Annotated in this window: 17 protein-coding genes; 9 read left to right on the forward strand and 8 right to left on the reverse strand. The window is 62.5% G+C overall.

All coding sequences use genetic code 11. The features are described 5' to 3' along the window. The first annotated feature begins 26 nt into the window (after window positions 1-26). Window positions 27-731, forward strand: a complete 705-nt coding sequence (locus RhoBH5_RS13205) for a DUF2334 domain-containing protein (RefSeq protein ID WP_007734443.1) — start codon at window positions 27-29, stop codon at window positions 729-731. A 227-nt stretch (window positions 732-958) separates the two neighbouring features. Beyond that, the gene (locus RhoBH5_RS13210; RefSeq protein ID WP_270008395.1) at window positions 959-2329 is read left to right on the forward strand and encodes an Ig-like domain-containing protein; all 1371 of its coding nucleotides are present in this window, start codon (window positions 959-961) and stop codon (window positions 2327-2329) included. Between the two features lie 8 nt (window positions 2330-2337). Here RhoBH5_RS13210 and RhoBH5_RS13215 read toward each other — a convergent pair whose 3' ends face one another. Then, complete coding sequence (locus RhoBH5_RS13215; RefSeq protein ID WP_270008396.1) at window positions 2338-2985, reverse strand: MBL fold metallo-hydrolase; 648 nt, start codon at window positions 2983-2985, stop codon at window positions 2338-2340. Between the two features lie 165 nt (window positions 2986-3150). On the opposite strand from RhoBH5_RS13215, the gene purS reads away from it, so the two are divergent. After that, the gene (purS, locus tag RhoBH5_RS13220; RefSeq protein WP_003945817.1) at window positions 3151-3390 is read left to right on the forward strand and encodes a phosphoribosylformylglycinamidine synthase subunit PurS; all 240 of its coding nucleotides are present in this window, start codon (window positions 3151-3153) and stop codon (window positions 3388-3390) included. Next, a complete protein-coding gene (gene purQ / locus RhoBH5_RS13225) occupies window positions 3387-4064 on the forward strand; it encodes a phosphoribosylformylglycinamidine synthase subunit PurQ (RefSeq protein ID WP_003945887.1) in 678 nt (225 codons plus the stop codon). Before purS ends, purQ begins: the two co-directional genes overlap by 4 nt. Window positions 4065-4143: 79 nt before the next feature. Here the strand turns inward: purQ and RhoBH5_RS13230 are convergent, their stop codons facing one another. Continuing rightward, window positions 4144-5364, reverse strand: a complete 1221-nt coding sequence (locus tag RhoBH5_RS13230) for a pyridoxal phosphate-dependent aminotransferase (RefSeq protein ID WP_003945423.1) — start codon at window positions 5362-5364, stop codon at window positions 4144-4146. A 138-nt stretch (window positions 5365-5502) separates the two neighbouring features. On the opposite strand from RhoBH5_RS13230, the gene RhoBH5_RS13235 reads away from it, so the two are divergent. Both RhoBH5_RS13235 and RhoBH5_RS13240 read left to right on the forward strand, forming a co-directional pair. Continuing rightward, entirely contained in the window at window positions 5503-6909 is a 1407-nt protein-coding gene (locus RhoBH5_RS13235; protein ID WP_042452643.1) for an aminotransferase-like domain-containing protein, read from the forward strand. Window positions 6910-6966: 57 nt separating this feature from the next. Next, window positions 6967-7413, forward strand: coding sequence for a MarR family winged helix-turn-helix transcriptional regulator (locus RhoBH5_RS13240; protein ID WP_007734451.1), 447 nt, complete (start codon window positions 6967-6969; stop codon window positions 7411-7413). A 6-nt stretch (window positions 7414-7419) separates the two neighbouring features. On the opposite strand, the gene RhoBH5_RS13245 is transcribed toward RhoBH5_RS13240, so the two are convergent. Further along, a complete protein-coding gene (locus RhoBH5_RS13245; RefSeq protein ID WP_270008397.1) occupies window positions 7420-8628 on the reverse strand; it encodes a macrolide family glycosyltransferase in 1209 nt (402 codons plus the stop codon). A 163-nt stretch (window positions 8629-8791) separates the two neighbouring features. On the opposite strand from RhoBH5_RS13245, the gene RhoBH5_RS13250 reads away from it, so the two are divergent. Continuing rightward, window positions 8792-9082: a YiaA/YiaB family inner membrane protein gene (locus tag RhoBH5_RS13250; RefSeq protein ID WP_270008398.1), complete on the forward strand. Its 291-nt coding sequence runs from the start codon at window positions 8792-8794 to the stop codon at window positions 9080-9082. Here the strand turns inward: RhoBH5_RS13250 and RhoBH5_RS13255 are convergent. Further along, a complete protein-coding gene (locus tag RhoBH5_RS13255) occupies window positions 9066-10172 on the reverse strand; it encodes a sensor histidine kinase (RefSeq protein ID WP_211921544.1) in 1107 nt (368 codons plus the stop codon). The two genes, RhoBH5_RS13250 and RhoBH5_RS13255, sit on opposite strands and share 17 nt — an antisense overlap. After that, a complete protein-coding gene (locus RhoBH5_RS13260) occupies window positions 10169-10882 on the reverse strand; it encodes a response regulator transcription factor (protein WP_162114322.1) in 714 nt (237 codons plus the stop codon). The genes RhoBH5_RS13255 and RhoBH5_RS13260 overlap by 4 nt, the downstream gene beginning before the upstream one ends. A gap of 216 nt (window positions 10883-11098) precedes the next feature. Here RhoBH5_RS13260 and RhoBH5_RS13265 point away from each other — a divergent pair, with 216 nt between their 5' ends. Both RhoBH5_RS13265 and RhoBH5_RS13270 read left to right on the forward strand, forming a co-directional pair. Beyond that, window positions 11099-11749, forward strand: coding sequence for a DUF305 domain-containing protein (locus RhoBH5_RS13265; protein ID WP_054188009.1), 651 nt, complete (start codon window positions 11099-11101; stop codon window positions 11747-11749). 127 nt (window positions 11750-11876) lie between these two features. Then, window positions 11877-13955, forward strand: a complete 2079-nt coding sequence (locus tag RhoBH5_RS13270) for a heavy metal translocating P-type ATPase (protein ID WP_099697079.1) — start codon at window positions 11877-11879, stop codon at window positions 13953-13955. Window positions 13956-13973: 18 nt separating this feature from the next. On the opposite strand, the gene RhoBH5_RS13275 is transcribed toward RhoBH5_RS13270, so the two are convergent. From RhoBH5_RS13275 to RhoBH5_RS13285, 3 genes are all read right to left on the reverse strand, one after another. Beyond that, the gene (locus RhoBH5_RS13275; RefSeq protein ID WP_003945805.1) at window positions 13974-14744 is read right to left on the reverse strand and encodes an alpha/beta fold hydrolase; all 771 of its coding nucleotides are present in this window, start codon (window positions 14742-14744) and stop codon (window positions 13974-13976) included. A 142-nt stretch (window positions 14745-14886) separates the two neighbouring features. Further along, complete coding sequence (locus RhoBH5_RS13280; protein WP_228401920.1) at window positions 14887-15468, reverse strand: hypothetical protein; 582 nt, start codon at window positions 15466-15468, stop codon at window positions 14887-14889. An 8-nt stretch (window positions 15469-15476) separates the two neighbouring features. Then, window positions 15477-17078, reverse strand: a complete 1602-nt coding sequence (locus RhoBH5_RS13285; protein WP_162114325.1) for an ABC-F family ATP-binding cassette domain-containing protein — start codon at window positions 17076-17078, stop codon at window positions 15477-15479. Window positions 17079-17100: the final 22 nt, after the last annotated feature.

The following is a 17100-nucleotide window of genomic DNA, read 5'->3' on the forward strand; positions in this document are numbered from 1 at the left end:
TCACCCACAGCTGCCACTATCGGAGTATGTCCGCAGAACTGATCGTGTCGGTATCCGGAATCAGAGACGAGACATGTTATCTCGCTGCCGGATTCGCAGACGAGATGGACACTCGAGGTGTCCGCTTGTCGCTCCTGGTGGCGCCGCGACTGAAGGACAAATACCGACTGGCCGACGACGCGGTGACGACGGCTTGGCTGCGTGAGCGTCGCGAGCACGGCGATGCCATCGTTCTGCACGGCTACGACCAGGCCGCGACCAAGCGTCGCCGAGCCGAGTTCGCCACTCTGTCGAAGCACGAAGCGAAACTGCGACTACTCGCTGCGGACCGCGTTCTCGAGCATGCAGGCCTTCGGACCCGGGTGTTCGCACCGCCGCGCTGGGTGGCATCGCCCGGTGCCATGTCGGTGTTGCCGGAGACGGGCTTTCGCACGATGGCAGGCCTCGGGGCAGTACATGATCTGACCCGCGGAACCTTGCAACGGGGAAGGGTTTTCGGGATCGGCGAAGGCTTCAAGGCCGAGCCGTGGTGGTGTCGCGCATTGGTTCTCGGAGCCGGGCGTGCCGCCAAACGTGGGGGACTGGTCAGATTGTCGATCACGGCCAAGCAGTTGGGAAACGAGGGCCCACGTCAGGCCGTCCTCGACGCCGTCGACCTTGCCCTCTTCCACGAAGCCGACTCGCAGGTGTATCGGTGGAACTCCCCGTCTCAGGAGCTCGGCGCTGCCTGAATTCGGTAGTTGGCAACTATTTGATAGCTACGAGAATATGTCGTCTGTCCGGGTTGTCCGAGCGGGCAGACTCTTCGCGTTTCTCCACTTCCTTGCTGGTAGTAGTGCAGAATGGGTCAAAATCGCATAAAACGGACGATTAATTAGAGCGCTGGGTCAGCCAACTCTCCCACTGCTAGAGTGCGTGCAGTTAATCTGCCGCTAGTAGATGGGATTGGGATCTCGCCATGCGCACGAGAGTGTTCTCCAAGTCGGCCGAGGGTCTTGTCGCCGTGGCTGTGGGCGCAGTCGTCTGTGCTGCGTTCGTTCCGGCGCTCGCGTCTGCCGCTCCGACCAGCGCGGTTCACACGCTGCCGACGGGCAGTGTCGACGGCGGGTCGAGCGGGTCGAGCGATGGCGTCCGCACCGCAACCGTCGACGATGAAGGTGAGCAACTCACACTGCGCCTTCACAAGATGAACCTGCGGGGATCCGAGTTCTCGATGGCTGTGCAAGACAGCGACGGAGAGCTGACCGACGCGGTGATCCCGGCGCCCCGTTCGTACATCGGCAGCGTGGAAGGGCGTCCGGACGCAATCGTCTCGGCCATCGTCGACTCCGCCGGAACACTGCGAGGGCAGGTGATTTTCGATCGTGGTGCTTCGCTCGAGTTCGTCGGATCCGACGTGGTCGGTCGCAGCACGGCGCCGATCGACGCAAAGCCCAAGTGGCCCACCGCCGCCATTGCGCCGGCCTCGGCCGCAAGGGTCGGCAAGACGGTCAAGCAATTCGTGGTGGGACTGGACCTCAGTGGCGAGTGGTACTCCGCGCACGGCGCAGGCAGTGCCGCCGTCGCTCTGGATCGGGCCGAGGAATCAATGGCCCGCACCGCTGCCATCTGGATCAGAGACGTCGGGATTCGGCCGGTCCTCGGTCGAGTTGTCCTGCGGGCAGATTCCGCCGGCGATCCGTACTCGAGCAGTTGTGAAAATCTCGAGCAGTTGGAAGATCTGTGGTCCGATCAGGTCGGGTCGAGTGTCGATCAGGCGACCGTCGTGTGCGCATCCGGTGGCGGAAATGCCTACTACTCGAAGTTCGAACTCGACCACAGCTACGCGCATGTAAGTGCCGAGTCCGACGGCAACTTCAGCCGCGTTCTCCGCCACGAGTTGGGCCACAACTTCTATGCCGACGACTACCACGGCGGCGGCGCCGAGGGATCGACCATCATGAACGGCAACGAGCTCTCGCGCTTCGACGGCACCGAATTCGCTGCCATCGTCGATGCGGCGGAGGTTGCCTCGGCTCGACTCGACGACGTCGGTCGGTACACGGCAAGCCCGATCCCGCCGTACGCCGCACTCGACATCGCGCGGGTCCGCTCAGGCGGCACAGTCACCGTCGACGCCGTCGCGAATGATCATGACAGCAACGGAGATTCGATCAAAGTGACCGGCGTCGGGGCAACGTCACTTCTCGGTGGCACCGTGAAGCTCGAAAACGGCGAAGTGGTGTTCGAAGCCGGAACGAAGGCAGGCACCGACAGGATTCTCTACACACTCACCGACGCAGCCGGTGGCACGAGCACCGGCTGGATCATCGTCGATGTGAGTGCGTGAGAACCGAATCAGGCGACTTCGACGCTCGACTCCTCGTCGAGAACTCGGAACTCGGTGCCGTCGGCAGCCATTTCCGAGTAGCGACCGTAGAAGATGCCCGCGGCCTCGTCGCGGATGATCGCTTGATGAATGGGAACCGCAACGCGCGGCGCCACCGCGCGGAGGTAGTCGATGGCCTCCGAGATCTTGAGCCACGGTGCGGCGGCGGGGAGGGCGAGAACGTCGATCTTTTGTTCGGGGACGTAGAGGGAATCGCCGGGATGCATGAACCGTGCCGGGTTGGTGGCGTCACCGAGGAGGAACGCGGTGTTGTCGATCATCGGTAGGTCCGGATGGATGATTGCGTGCTCTCCGCCCGTTCCGGTCACCTCGACGTCGCCGAAGCTGAACCGGTCGCCCGGCCGGACGCCGGTCCAGCGCCCACCGAGCTTTTCAGCCGTCTGCGGATCGCTGTAGAGCACGGCGTCGGGATTCGCTTCGGCCAGTTCGGGCAGCCGCGCAGGGTCGGCGTGATCGGGGTGTTGATGTGTCACGAGGATGGCGTCGAGGCCGGTGATGCCTTCGAATCCGTGCGAGAAGTTGCCGGGATCGAAGAGGATCTTCGAGCCGTTCAACTCCACGAGCACACAGGAATGGCCAAAATGTGTCAGTCGCATGATTTCGAGTATGCGCCGCCCCGAAGGGACTCGCAGGCGGGTTTCACAGGTGGTGGCCGTCACGCCCCGATCACTCGATGCGAACCATCTCGGGTCCGCCCGGTAAACTGGCCATCACCCGAGCGTTTCACTCCGGGTTCGCGCACTAGTACCGAGGAGCAGCACGTGGCCCGTGTCGTCGTCGAAGTCATGCCCAAGGCCGAGATTCTCGACCCCCAGGGACAGGCAATTGTCGGGGCACTGTCTCGCCTGGGCTTTGCAGGAGTATCCGATGTCCGTCAGGGCAAGCGGTTCGAGTTGGAGATCGACGGCAGTGTCGAAGACGCCGAACTCGAGAAGATCGCCGAAGGCCTGCTGGCCAACACGGTGATCGAGGATTGGACCGTCAGGCGAGTCGAGGCATGAGCGCACGTATCGGAGTAATCACTTTCCCCGGCACGCTCGACGACATCGACGCGGCTCGGGCAGTGAACCTGGCCGGCGGTGAAGCTGTCGAACTCTGGCACGGCGATGCAGACCTCAAGGGTGTCGACGCGGTCATCGTGCCCGGCGGATTCTCGTACGGCGATTACCTTCGTTGCGGCGCGATCGCACGTTTTGCTCCCGCGATGGGCAAGGTTGTGGAAGCAGCCAAGGGCGGCATGCCGGTCCTGGGCATCTGCAACGGTTTCCAGATCCTCTGCGAAGCAGGATTGCTGCCCGGTGCCCTGACCCGTAACCAGGGTCTGCACTTCATCTGCCGCGACGAGTGGTTGACGGTCGAAGCCAACAACACGGCGTGGTCCTCGCGATACGAGGCCGGCGCGCAGATCCTCATCCCCCTCAAGTCGGGTGAAGGTCGCTTCCAGGCGTCCGAGAAGGTTCTCGACGAACTCGAGGGCGAAGGCCGCGTCGTCTTCCGTTACTCGGAGGAGAACCCCAACGGCTCGCAGCGTCGTATCGCCGGCATCTCCTCGGCCAACGGCCGGGTCGTCGGTTTGATGCCGCACCCCGAGCACGCCACCGAGGCTCTCACCGGTCCCAGTGACGACGGATTGGGCTTGTTCTACTCGGCCCTCGACGCGATCGTCACTGCCTGATCGCCTGCTGATTTTCACCACTGAACGCCGACCGGAAATCCGGTCGGCGTTCAGTCGTATGTGGGCCCGGTACCCAGGGCTACTGGCTGTAGGAACTGAGGAAGTTGCCGAGTCGCTCGAGTGCCGTCGAGAGATCGTCGGTGTTGGGGAGAGTCACCAACCGGAAGTGATCGGGTTCGATCCAATTGAACGCGCGACCGTGGCTGACAAGAATCTTCTCCGATTCCAGTAGATCGAGAACGAACCTCTCGTCGTCGACGATGCCGAACTTGTCGACGTCGAGCTTGGGGAACAGGTACAGCGCCCCGTCGGCCTGTTGGCAACTGATCCCGTCGATGCTGTTGAGCGTGGTGTGTGCGAGATCGCGCTGGGCCGTCAGCCGACCTTGTGGAAGCAACAGGTCCTCGATGGACTGGCGTCCGCCGAGTGCAGTCTGGATAGCGTGCTGCGCCGGCACGTTGGCACACATTCGCATGTTGGCCAGCAATTTGATGCCTTCGATGAAGCTCGACGCCCGCTCGAGTGGTCCGGTGATGGCCAGCCATCCGGCTCGGAATCCGCACACGCGGTAGGCCTTGGACAGTCCCGAATACGTCAGACACAGAACGTCTCGCCCGGTCATCGTCGCAAGGTTTGTCATGGATCGGCCGTCGTAGACGATCTTTTCGTAGATCTCGTCGGCGAAGAGCATCAGATCGTGTTTGCGCGCTAGATCCACGAAGCGTTGCAGCACCTCCGTCGAGTAGACGGCGCCCGTCGGATTGTTGGGATTGATGACGACAATCCCTCGGGTGCGCGGCGTGATCCGAGCTTCCAGATCGTCGAAGTCCGGTGCCCAGCCTTGGCTTTCATCGGTGAGGTAGTGGACGGGCGTGCCGCCGGCAAGTGAAACCGAAGCCGTCCACAAGGGATAGTCGGGAGCGGGAATCAGGATCTCGTCCTCTGGATTGCAGAGGGCCTGCATCGTCAGGGTGATCAGTTCGGACACACCGTTTCCGAGATAGATCTCGTCGACGGTGACGTCGGTGATACCCCGCGTCTGGTAGTACTGGACCACCGCAGTGCGCGCCGAATACAGTCCGCGAGAATCGCAATATCCCTGCGCGGTAGGGAGATTGCGGATCATGGCCATCATGATTTCGTCCGGAGCTTCGAATCCGAAGGGGGCCGGATTGCCGACGTTGAGTCGCAGGATCGTGTGTCCCTGATCCTCGAGTTCTTCGGTCTTGTCGAGAATTCGCCCTCTGATGTCGTACCTGACATTCTCGAGCTTGCGGGCCTGATCGATGGGTGTGTTCACGCGGTTACGTACCTCTCCGGTTCGGGTGGGTGAGTTGTGTTTCAGATGAGAAGGGCGCCTCAGGGTTCGGTCTGGAAACGGACATTGATTTGCGATAGCGCTAGCGGCGAAAGAGGAGTAGCGCTACTATGATTCGACATGTCCAATGATAGCAGTTCGAGGATTGTCGCAGCTTTGCGTGAGTGGATCGCGACGGCTCCTCCAGGCGCGAAGCTTCCGTCCACTCGGTCGCTCGTCAGCCTGCACGGGGCGAGTCCGGTCACCGTGCAGAAGGCGCTGCGAACACTGGTATCTCAGGGGGTTGTGGAGGCTCGTCCCGGTGTGGGGACCTTCGTGCGCGCGGCGCGCGTCGTGCGACCCAACGACTACGGGTGGCAGACAGCGGCGCTTGGATCGCCGAACTATCGTCTGCAGCTGCCCATGGCGCTGCAGTCCACCTCCAACGACGTGATCGCGCTGCATTCCGGCTATCCGGCCCGAGAGCTGTTGCCGGAAGGTCTGGTTCGTGCAGCCTTCACCAGGGCGACGCGAACCGACGCCGTGTTCAATCGGCCCCTCGCTGCCGGGCTTCCGGAACTGCAGTCCTGGTTTGCCTCCGAATTGGGTTCCGCCACTCCTGCCGGGATCACGCCGCCGGGGCCGAACGACGTGGTTGTACTTCCCGGCAGTCAGGGCGGGCTTGCGACGTCCTTTCGCGCGTTGGTGGGGGAGGGGCGTCCGTTGCTCATGGAATCGCCGACCTACTGGGGTGCGATCCTGGCCGCCGCGCAGGCAGGAGTCACGGTCATTCCGATCTCCAGCGGCGCCAACGGGCCTGATCCTGAAGAGCTTTCGCGTGCATTCGAACAGACCGGTGCCCGTGCGTTCTACGCACAACCGAGCTTCGCGAGTCCGACCGGAGCGCTGTGGTCGCCGTCGTTGGCCGACAAGGTTCTCGACACCGTCCGTCGGCACGGCGCATTCCTCATCGAGGACAGTTCGGCGCTCGACTTCGGAATCACCGCAGATCCCAGCCCCATCGCTGCACGAGACGACAGCGGTCACGTCGTCTACCTTCGTGCGCTGACCAAGAGCGTGTCCCCGTCGGTGCGAGTTGCCGGATTGATTGCTCGGGGTCCGGCGTACGAGCGGATTCTGGCTGATACACAGGCAGATTCGATGTACGTCAGCGGGATGCTGCAAGCGGTAGCGCTCGACGTCGTGACCCAACCGGCCTGGCGAACCCACTTGCGCAGGCTTCGTCACCAACTCGAGGCCAGACGCGACCTCCTCGTCTCGAGTCTGCGCGAGCACGCGCCGGACGCTCACCTCGATGCCGTACCGAAAGGCGGACTCAACCTCTGGCTTCGGCTCCCGGACACCACGAACGTCGAACGCGTGGTGCAGGACTGCCGGTCGGCCGGCGTCATCGTCGGGGCCGGTGACGATTGGTTCCCGGCAGAACCGACTGGAAAGTTCTTGCGGCTCAACTACGCCGGACCGAACCCGGGTGAGTTCCCCGACGCCGCCCGCATTATCGGCCGAGCAATCACGCAACATATGTAGAACTTCACCTCGCTGGTGGTTGACCTGAACTTCCGTTGAGGTTTTATCGTCGTGTGCATGAACAAACAAGCGATGCAGCCACCGGCCAACCAGCCGATCGGATTCTGGACCGCGCGAGCCGGTGAAGCGATTCGCACGCGCACGCGCGGAGCACTCGAAGCGATCGGCGTCACCCAGCCGGGGTGGTGGGTCCTGCACCAACTTTCGCTGCACCCTGAAGGGGTGGAGCGTGCTGTCCTCTTGCGGACGATCGGTCCGAACGAATCCACCGACGTGATCGATGACGCCGTCGACTCTGCCCTCGAACTGGGGTGGGCGCGCGAAGACGGGTCTGTCCTTCGCCCGACTGATGCGGGCTCCGAGCAGTTCGATCGCGCCGCGCGGGTACAGCAGATGCTGCAGGAAGAGCGGATGCAGGGAATCACCGAAGAGGAGTTTGTCACCACCATCACTGTGCTGCAGCGAACCATCAAGAACGTGGGCGGCGACGCCTGGCACTGGTAGCAGACATTATCTGGGCCCGCTGCCGGGTAGAGCGGCTTCGATCAATTCGACGGCGCGGGACACACCGCCCGCCGCTGCGAGTTCTTCTGCCAACTCCGCGCTGCGTCGGCGGAACTCGTCGGCGCTCACCAGAGTCAGCGCCTCACGAAGCTCTACTGCCGTGACGGTAGCGCTGTCGACGCGTACTGCGACACCGGCGTCGACGAGCGAGTCGGCGTTGCCGAACTGATCGACGGCTTGCGGCACTGCGATCATGGGTGTCCCGGTCACCAGTCCCTCGCTGGATCCGCCCATACCCGCGTGGGTCACGAACGCGTCGGCCTGCTGCAGAATCGCGAACTGCGGTACCCAACGGTGTATTTCGACGTTGTCGGGCAATGGTCCGAGATCTGAGATCTGCACCTGCTTTCTGATCTGGAGGACGACGTGCCAGCCGTCCATCTGGCCGAAAGCCTCGACGCAGGTGCGGTAGAAATCCGGATGATCGGTGAATGCTGAACCCAGCGAGATCAACAAGAGCTTGCGTTCGGGATCCGGGTTCACCCAAGGTTGACTGCTCGGTTCGAGTGCGGGGCCGACGAACGTGTAGACGTCGCGGTTCACGCGTTCGGCGTTGGGCTGCATCGATTCTGCGATCAGCACGATTGCACGGGGTGGGCGTCCGGTGAACTCACGTGGATCGACCTCGACGCCTTCGGCGCGGAAGAACCGGGTCTCCCGATCGAGCAGGTCGACGCCTCTCGGATCGGAACGAATTTCGTCGTACATCGGTGCGGCGTCGGCTTCGTAACCGTCCCAGGCAACGTACGTCGGCGATAACTGGATGATGGGAACGCCCCACTGCTGAGCCAGTATTCGTGCCGGAATGCCGGCGATGTCGTAGAGAAAGAGGTCAGGGCGATCGTCTTCGTAGATTCGGCGTAGCTGCGGCAGCATCGACTCGTAATCGTCCTGGAAAATCGTCAACTGATCGATCAGATCCCCGTCCCAGCTCTTCTCGGGTTCGGCGCCGTCGGGAGAAGGGACGAGGCTGGGCAGCGTGGAGACGTACGGTGCGAATTCGGCCCCGGTCGCCTCGATGATCTCACGCATCGACTCGTCGTTGGCATAGGTGACGCGGTGACCGGCGGCGACGAGACGCGCGATGATCGCCAGGCTCGGATTGACGTGGCCCGGTGCCGGAATGCTCACCATGGCGATATGTCTGCGGGTCATCGATCACTCCTGCCGTCTGACTGCTCTGGAACAACTCCGGATACCGGACCGAGACTATCCACCAGGATGGGTAACGGCATCTGATTTTTGCCGGGGAAGTACCGTGCGCACTCGAGTAGGACTACGCATCCGAGTGCCGGGATGGGCGAGCAGACTTCGAAGCATGAGCACACCGACAACACCCTCGAAGACCACTGCAGCCTTCTATCTTCAGGCCGGAATAGCCTTTGCCGTCAGTTTTGTCGGCACCCTCCTCGGAACTGCGTATCTTCCGATCGATGCGTGGCAACGCGGATTTCTCGGAATGTCCTTGCTGTTCTTGGTCACCAGTACGTTCACGTTGGCCAAGGTGATTCGTGATCAGCAGGAGGCATCCACAGTCAGGGTTCGAGTGGACGAGGCTCGACTGGAAAAGCTGATCGCCGAGCACGATCCGTTCAAAGCGGCAGCCTGAAACCTGTCGGCAAGGTGAGGATCAGCGTGCTGCCGAGAGGTTGCTCGTTTCGGAGCGCCGACAGATCGCCGCCGTGTGCGAGCGCGAGGCTGCGCGCAATCGTGAGCCCCAAACCGGAACCGTCGGATCGATCACCGCGATGGAAACGGTCGAAGACTGATTCGAGTTGGTCTGCGGGAATTCCGTCACCGGTGTCGGTGACGGACACCGAGAGGTGGTCACCTTCCCGTGCGAGTGTCACCGTCACCGAACCTCCGCTCGGAGTGTGCCGCAACGCGTTTTCGAGCAGATTGGCGAGGATCTGTTCGATTCGTTGGCGATCGACCTCGGCCGTGATCGGTTGCGGAGGTAGCGCGGTCGTCAATTCGACTCCACGATCGGCGAAACGTGGCGCCGCTGCTGCCGTTGCGCTGCAAACGATGTCGTCGATCTTCTCATCTCGGCGATCGAGTTCGAGAGCGTGTTCGTCGGCCGCGGAGACGTCCGCCAGATCGCAAGAGAGCCGACGCAGTCTTTCGAGTTGATCGCGCATGACCGACCATGAAGAGTTGTCCGTGGGGAGGACGCCATCCTCGATGCCGTCCACGTACGCAGCCAAAGTCGATACCGGAGTGCGTAATTCGTGGGCAAGATCGGCAAGCAGGCGTTTGCGGACCCGATCCGAATGATCAAGGCGTGCCGCCATGTCGGCAAAGGCAGTTTCGAGACGCGTGAAATCGGCATCTACGTCGGACCTGCCGATAGTCACGTCGAAGTTCCCGTCTGCGACGCTTTGAGCCGCCTCCGCCAGCGTTGAGATCGGGGCCGTGATGCGTCGGACGATGTAGACCGCGGCGATGCTTGCGCCCACCAGTGCGACCGCGATCCCGCACAACAGTGCAATGGTCATGGTCTGAGCGAATGCCTCTTCGGTGTGGGTACGGACATTCGAGTCTTCGATGCCGGCCATCATGAGGTGGTTGTGAAAGAGCGGGGCAGCGACGGCAATGGCGACTGCGGCGATGGCGAGGCAGGAGACGAACAGGACGACAAGCTGCGCCAGCAGCAGTTTTCCGCGTAGCCCGAGTTTCTTCATGACGACCTCGTTCATGACGACCTCAGGGAGTATCCGACGCCCCTGACGGTTCTGATGAACCGAGGATCGGTCGCGTCGTCGCCGAGTTTGCGGCGTAATGCACGCACATGGACGTCGACGATGTGCTGGTCCCCGAACCAGGACGAGCCCCACACCGAGGTGATGATCTCGGCCCGACTCCAGGCAGCGTCGGGTCGGGACGCAAGCGCGGACAACAGGGTGAACTCGGTGGGAGTGAGATCGACCAGGGTGTCGTCGACACGGACCGTGCGGGCCACGACGTCGATGTCGAGTCCGGGAGGCGTCGGCAGCACTTTTGGCAGCAAACTCGACGCGCGTGGCCGTCTGAGCAGTGCTTTCACTCGCGCAACCAGTTCGCGGGGGCCGAAGGGTTTGACCACGTAGTCGTCAGCGCCGGCCGCCAGACCCGTCACCTTGTCCGACTCTTCACCGCGGGCGGACAGCATCAGGATGTACGCATCGGAGAAGGTACGGATTCGTCGGCAGACTTCCATGCCGTCGAAGCCCGGGAGCATCAGATCGAGCACTATCAGCGCGGGCTCGAATTCGCGCACCGAACGTACTGCGCTCGGCCCGTCGTGGGCGAGGCGCACGGTGAATCCTTCGCGTGTCAGATAGTTGGCGACAACCTTGGCGAGGGCAGTCTCGTCGTCGACGACAAGAACGCGCCCCGGTTCCTCGCCAGGTCGTAGTTCGGCGCTCATCAGACCGAGGTTAGTCGACTGCGTGTCTGCATTGCTGTCGCGTGGTGGTTTCCACTCGACTGTGAAGATTCGATGAAGGAAGCCTGTTCGAGCCGGTTATCGGGCTTCGCGGTGGATTTTCGCCGGTAACGTGGCAACTGTGCATGTGCAGCACTCTTGTCAAATCAATTGTGGTGCAGTGCATATCGAACAGAATCAATTCTCGGGAGTGAAAACATGTCTTTGACGGTCAGGAAGAGCGCCGCGCGGTTCGTTCCGGTTGTGGCAGCGGCAGCACTGTTGATTGCCGGATGCTCGGACAACTCCGGGGAGAGCATCAACCATTCTTCCGAAACAACCAGCGTCGCAGCACAGTCGGAGATTCCTGCGGGTGTCAATGCCGCCGACATCGAGTTTCTCGAAGGAATGTACCCGCATCACGCGCAGGCATTGGACATGGCCAGAATGGTCGACGGTCGAACCGACAATGCCGAACTTCTCTCTCTTGCAGCGCAGATAGAGGCAGCGCAAGGCCCGGAGATGGCTCAGATGACCGAATTGTTGACGGAGTGGGGACGCCCCGAGCCTTCGTCGAGTTCGATGGAGGGCATGGATGAGTCGGCGCACGCGGGACACGGCGTCGGGATGGCCGAGATGCCGGGAATGATGTCGGCCGACGACATGACCGCCCTCACCGATGCCAGTGGCGCGGAGTTCGACAAGTTGTGGCTGACGATGATGATCGAGCACCACAAGGGTGCCATCACCATGTCCCAGACCGAACTCGACAACGGGCTCGACCCGTCGGCGGAGAAGATGGCAGAAGCGATCATTGCCGGTCAGCAGGCGGAAATCACTCAGATGGAAGCGATGTTGAAGGGGAGTTGAACAGGAGGCCTTGGCCGCGTGACCTTGCTCGGGTGGCTACCTGGGCATACGTTCGAGGCTGATGGCTTGACCGGTGCTGTGCTGCAATCACACGCGAGGGGATGACCGCCACATGGATCACAGTCAGATGGACCATGGCCAGATGGACCATGGCCAGATGGACCATAGCGAGATGAGCCATGGCCAGATGGAGCATGGGGCACACGGTGGTCACGGGGATCACGTCGCACAGTTCCGGACGTTGTTTGCAGTCATGCTGGTCATCGCGGTTCCGGTCGTTGCGGCAGACGCGATGTTCGCTGATCTGGTCGGGTACACACTGCCGGAAAACTCTCTGGTGGAATGGATCTCACCGGTACTCGGCACGGTGATGTACTTCTGGGGTGGCAAGCCGTTCCTCACCGGCGCTGTTGCCGAAATCCGTTCTCGGCAGCCGGGAATGATGCTGTTGATCGCGCTCGCGATCACCGTGGCCTTCTTCGCGTCATGGGCTGCGAGTCTGCACTGGGTGGATCACACTCTCGATTTCTGGTGGGAGCTCGCGCTTCTGATCGTGATCATGTTGTTGGGCCACTGGATCGAGATGCGTTCGCTCAGTCAGACATCGAGCGCCTTGGATTCACTTGCCGCTTTGCTGCCCGACGAGGCAGAACGGGTGGTGGGGGAATCGGTGGAAACCGTGCCCACCGCAGCTCTGGCGACCGGCGACCTGGTGATAGTTCGTCCCGGCGCCCGTGTTCCCTCGGACGGAACGGTGGTCGAGGGAAGCGCCGACATGGACGAATCCATGATTACAGGCGAGTCGAAGACCGTCCGCCGGACTGTCGGAGATCAGGTGGTGGCCGGCACGGTAGCCACCGACTCGGCACTTCGGCTTCGAGTCACCGCCGTGGGAGAAGACACCGCGCTCGCCGGTATCCGGCGCCTGGTCGAACAAGCCCAGAACTCGTCGAGTCGCGCGCAGGTGTTGGCGGACAAGGCCGCTGCTCTGCTGTTCTGGTACGCACTGGGCGCGGCAGTGCTGACCGCGATCGCCTGGAGTATCTGGGGCACCCCGGAGAGCGCAGTCACCCGGACGATCACCGTTCTGGTGATCGCCTGCCCGCACGCGCTCGGGTTGGCGATTCCACTGGTCGTCTCGATCGCGACGGAACGGGCGGCTCGGGCTGGGATCTTGATCACCGACCGCATGGCCCTCGAGGCGATGCGTAACGTAGACACCGTTCTCTTCGACAAGACCGGCACTCTCACCAAGGGGGAGCCCGCAGTGGTCGGTGTACGCGGTGTCGACGGGTATTCCGATGACGACGTTCTCAGCGCAGCGGCTGCCGTCGAGTTCGACAGCGAACATCCACTCGGGCGCGCCGTCGTCGCGGCGGCGCGGGAGTTGTCGCTCGAATTCACTTCGGGTTCCGACTTTCAGGCGCACAACGGGATCGGGGTTGCTGCGGACGTCGCCGGTGCACGCGTCGGTGTCGGCGGACCGGGGATGCTGCGATCGGTCGGGGCCACCGCGATCCCGGGGACCGAAGAGTGGCTCAGTGACGGGTCGACCGTCCTGCATGTAGTGCGTGACGAGAAGGTAATCGGCGCATTGGCATTGGCCGACGAGATTCGCCCGGAATCAGCATTGGCCGTCGACGCCCTCCATGCTCGCGGTGTGCGGGTGGCCATGGTCACCGGAGACGCGGAGGCCGTGGCCCATTCGGTGGCTCGCAGGCTCGGGATCGACGAAGTTTTCGCCGAAGTGCTTCCGCAGGACAAGGGAGCGCAGGTATCTCGGCTTCAGGCTGCGGGCCACCGCGTGGCGATGGTCGGTGACGGGGTCAACGATGCGCCGGCACTCGCCCAGGCGGATGTGGGCATCGCGATCGGTGCCGGAACCGACGTGGCGATCGCGTCGGCGGGAGTTGTTCTGGCCAGCGATGATCCGCGTTCGGTGAGCTCGGTCATCGAGCTCTCCCGCGCCACCTACCGGAAGATGGTTCAGAACCTTTGGTGGGCAGCGGGATACAACGCGATCTCGGTTCCCCTCGCTGCGGGAGTACTGGCGCCCGTCGGGTTCGTGCTGCCGATGGAGGTCGGAGCAATCCTGATGTCGGTATCCACTGTGGTCGTTGCCGCGAATGCCCAGTTGTTGAGGCGCTTGGACTTGCGGCAACCACCGGTGACCGCGCTGGAGTCGAGAGTGCTCACATCGCAGTAGCGAGAGGTTCAAGGCGGACTACTGTCGGCTGAGGAACGGAATGAGCGCACGCAGTACAGCATCGGAGTCTGCGACTGCGCTTGCGTGGTCAGCCCCTTCGATCACAGTCAAGGCACTGTCCGGGATCAGCGACGCGAGATGCTCGGTATCCGGCAGGCGCTCGCGATCTCTCGATCCGACGAACAACAACGCCGGTGTGGTGATCCGTTGCAGCACGGCGTCGTCGATGCCGTGCTCCTTCTCTGCGCGGCGCATGTAGGCAGCGAGCGCGAGGGCATCATTGATTCGGAAGGCAGTCGCAGTCTGAGGATCCACCGGTTTGCCGCGCCTCACGCCCCAACCGGTCAGAAATCCCTCGATACCGCCGCTTTCGAGTACGTCGATGCAGCCCGGGAAGAACAATGCGTCGAACGCGCCCGTCATCGGTCGGCTGCTACCGCCCCCGACGGTCAGCGATCGCACCCGTTCGGAGTGCTCGACTGTCAGCGACATCACCGAGCGTCCGCCGAACGAGTATCCGAGGACGTGTGCCGGTTCGAACGGAGACTCCGTGTCGAGGATCTCCAGGAGATCGCCGACCACCAGATCCATTGCATACGAATCGGAGTCGTGTGGTTTGTCACTGCGTCCGTGACCCCGCATGTCGACGAGGATCAGACGATATTGCTCCTGAAGTGCCTTGACGTACCCGAAGCCACGCCAGATGGAGCGCGACAACGCTGTGCCGTGCACCATCAACAGGGGTGGGCCATCGCCCACGATCTGATAGGTGATCCGCGCACCGTCCACCGGATTTCTCACGTCGTGCAACACCCGTCCAGTATGGGTGCCAGTTGCTACGCACGTGAACTCGAGTAGTCGTCCGGTCCCATTCGACGGATGGCGTGGACTCTCACGAACAGTCGGGCCGTCAACTCGGCCTCCCCCAGAGCTACCGGTCACTGCCCGGCGGGGCAGTACCCACTGTTCCAAGCAATGCATCGGTGGAGGGGTCTGCAGTGCTGACGCCTGCGGCTATGCCCCGAATCAGAGCCTCGAAATCAGCGGCGACGATGGTGACCTCCTCGAACTCCGGCTCTCCTCCACGGACAACCTGACCGTCGGGTGCGAGCGCCAAGTACTCGTACCCATTGCGCACCGACAGCAGGACCGGGAGGTGAGTGGACCAGAAGGCGTTGATCGCCGCGCGCTCCGCCGGCCCGGAAGCGACCGCCAGGCTCTCGTGCCGGAACGCATTCCAGGGAAACGCCTCATCGCTGACGCCAACGCCACCGGCATAGTTCTCCGCCGAGAGAAACCACACCTGGTCGTCGGAGCTGGCAAGTACGGAGAACGAACTCGCCCACACTACGAGTTGGTCACAACCGCCGACCAGTGGTTGCGGAACTGGGGCAGAGGCCGATCGAGTGGGTTCTTCGCGAACCCAACCTGCGAGCGACAGCGCGGCGGTTGCGTCGAGGTGAAGGCACATCGCCCCACGGTAGGCCAGACCGTCGAGCACCGACAGCGTCAACCGTCGGCCTACTCGGGATCGATGTCTCGAATACCAGTCTCGTCCATGCTGATCCATCGCGTTATGCCGATGCCGCGAAGGAACGGCAGATCGTGACTCACCACCACCATGGCGCCGCGAAAATCGGAAAGTGCCTGCGTGAGGTGGGCGAGACTCGGTAGGTCCAGGTTGTTGGTCGGCTCGTCGAGAAGAAGCAGCTGGGGCGCGGGCTCGGCCAGCAGGATCGTGGCTAACGCCGCACGCAATCGTTCACCGCCGGAGAGTGCGGATGCCGATACGTCGGAATCCGTTCCCCGGAAAAGGAACCGTGCCAACTGCCCGCGAATTTCCTCGGCTGTCGCGTGTGGCGCGGCCAACGCGACGTTGTCCGCCACCGAGAGGTCCTCGTCGAACACGTCGAGACGTTGGGGGAGCGCACGAGAGGCTACGAACGGAGTCGACGCGGCGAGTGCATCGAGCAACGTCGTCTTGCCGATTCCGTTGCGTCCCACTATCGCAATCCGCTCCGGCCCGGTGATCTGGAGCGATACCACTTGGCCGCTCCGCAACGTCACCTCGTCGAGCCGCGCAACCTGCTGCCCCGGATGAACCTCTGTAGCAGGCAGATCCAGACGAATCTCGCGATCGTCTCGAAGGAGTTCCTCTGCCTCCGACAGGACAGACTTGGCCTCGTCCACCTTCCCGATATGGTTGAGGGCCAGCTTTCCCGCTGAAACTTGGGCCTGACGTTTTCGTGTCTGCGCGATGATCGGCGGCATCCGCTTGTTCTCGAACATCTTCTGCCCATAGCGCTTACGCCGGTCCAGTTTCGTTCGAGCGTCGATCAGCTCGCGGCTCTGCTTTGCCAGATCGGCCTTGGCGTCGCGAACGGTGGCGAGTGCGTTTTCCTGCTCAGCGGTCACGACCTCCTGGTAGTGCGAGTAGTTGCCGCCGAACACGCGTAGATCCCCCCGACGTAGTTCGATCGTGTACTCCGCGGTGTCGAGCAGTTCCCGGTCGTGGCTGACGATCAGCACGGTTCCCGGAAACTGTTGGACTGCAGCATGAACTCGTGATCGAGCGTCGCGATCCAGGTTGTTGGTCGGCTCGTCCAGGAGAAGTACCTGTGGATTCTTCAGCAGCGTTGCGGTCAAGCCGAGTAAGACGGTCTCTCCGCCGGAGAGGGTGCCGACAGTTCGGCTCAATGCTGCGGTATCCGGAACCACCTTCTCGAGGCCGAGTCGATGCAAGGTGGAGAGGGCGCTCTCCTCGATATCCCAGTTGTTGTCCACGAGCGCAAAGTCGGATTCGGAGCCGTCGCCGGTTTCGATGCGGTGCAATGCGTTTCGGAGTTCGTGGATACCGAGGATGTCATCCACCCGAACGCTCGGATCGAGTGTGATGTCCTGACGGAGGTAGCCGACCTCGCCGGAAGCGGTCACGGATCCGGATTCCGGTGAGAGCTCTCCCGCGATCAACCGCAGCAGAGTCGACTTTCCCGATCCGTTGAGTCCCACGAGACCGACACGGCCACTGGGGAATACAAAATTGGTGTGGGAAAAGACTGATTCGCCGTCCGGCCAGATGAAGGTGAGATCCGAGAGCGACAGAGAAAGATGGGATTGGGTCATGAGTACTCCAGAGGGTGCTTGG

The organism is Rhodococcus sp. BH5 (assembly GCF_027583855.1).
Lineage (GTDB): Bacteria > Actinomycetota > Actinomycetes > Mycobacteriales > Mycobacteriaceae > Rhodococcus_F > Rhodococcus_F qingshengii.

Coding starts and splice junctions, on each gene's coding strand:
- RhoBH5_RS13205 (WP_007734443.1), top strand. CDS start 27: ATGTCCGCAGAACTGATCGTGTCGGTATCCGGAATCAGAGACGAGACA.
- RhoBH5_RS13210 (WP_270008395.1), top strand. CDS start 959: ATGCGCACGAGAGTGTTCTCCAAGTCGGCCGAGGGTCTTGTCGCCGTG.
- RhoBH5_RS13215 (WP_270008396.1), bottom strand. CDS start 2,985: ATGCGACTGACACATTTTGGCCATTCCTGTGTGCTCGTGGAGTTGAAC.
- purQ (WP_003945887.1), top strand. CDS start 3,387: ATGAGCGCACGTATCGGAGTAATCACTTTCCCCGGCACGCTCGACGAC.
- RhoBH5_RS13235 (WP_042452643.1), top strand. CDS start 5,503: ATGTCCAATGATAGCAGTTCGAGGATTGTCGCAGCTTTGCGTGAGTGG.
- RhoBH5_RS13240 (WP_007734451.1), top strand. CDS start 6,967: ATGAACAAACAAGCGATGCAGCCACCGGCCAACCAGCCGATCGGATTC.
- RhoBH5_RS13245 (WP_270008397.1), bottom strand. CDS start 8,628: ATGACCCGCAGACATATCGCCATGGTGAGCATTCCGGCACCGGGCCAC.
- RhoBH5_RS13250 (WP_270008398.1), top strand. CDS start 8,792: ATGAGCACACCGACAACACCCTCGAAGACCACTGCAGCCTTCTATCTT.
- RhoBH5_RS13255 (WP_211921544.1), bottom strand. CDS start 10,172: ATGAACGAGGTCGTCATGAAGAAACTCGGGCTACGCGGAAAACTGCTG.
- RhoBH5_RS13260 (WP_162114322.1), bottom strand. CDS start 10,882: ATGAGCGCCGAACTACGACCTGGCGAGGAACCGGGGCGCGTTCTTGTC.
- RhoBH5_RS13265 (WP_054188009.1), top strand. CDS start 11,099: ATGTCTTTGACGGTCAGGAAGAGCGCCGCGCGGTTCGTTCCGGTTGTG.
- RhoBH5_RS13270 (WP_099697079.1), top strand. CDS start 11,877: ATGGACCATGGCCAGATGGACCATGGCCAGATGGACCATAGCGAGATG.
- RhoBH5_RS13285 (WP_162114325.1), bottom strand. CDS start 17,078: ATGACCCAATCCCATCTTTCTCTGTCGCTCTCGGATCTCACCTTCATC.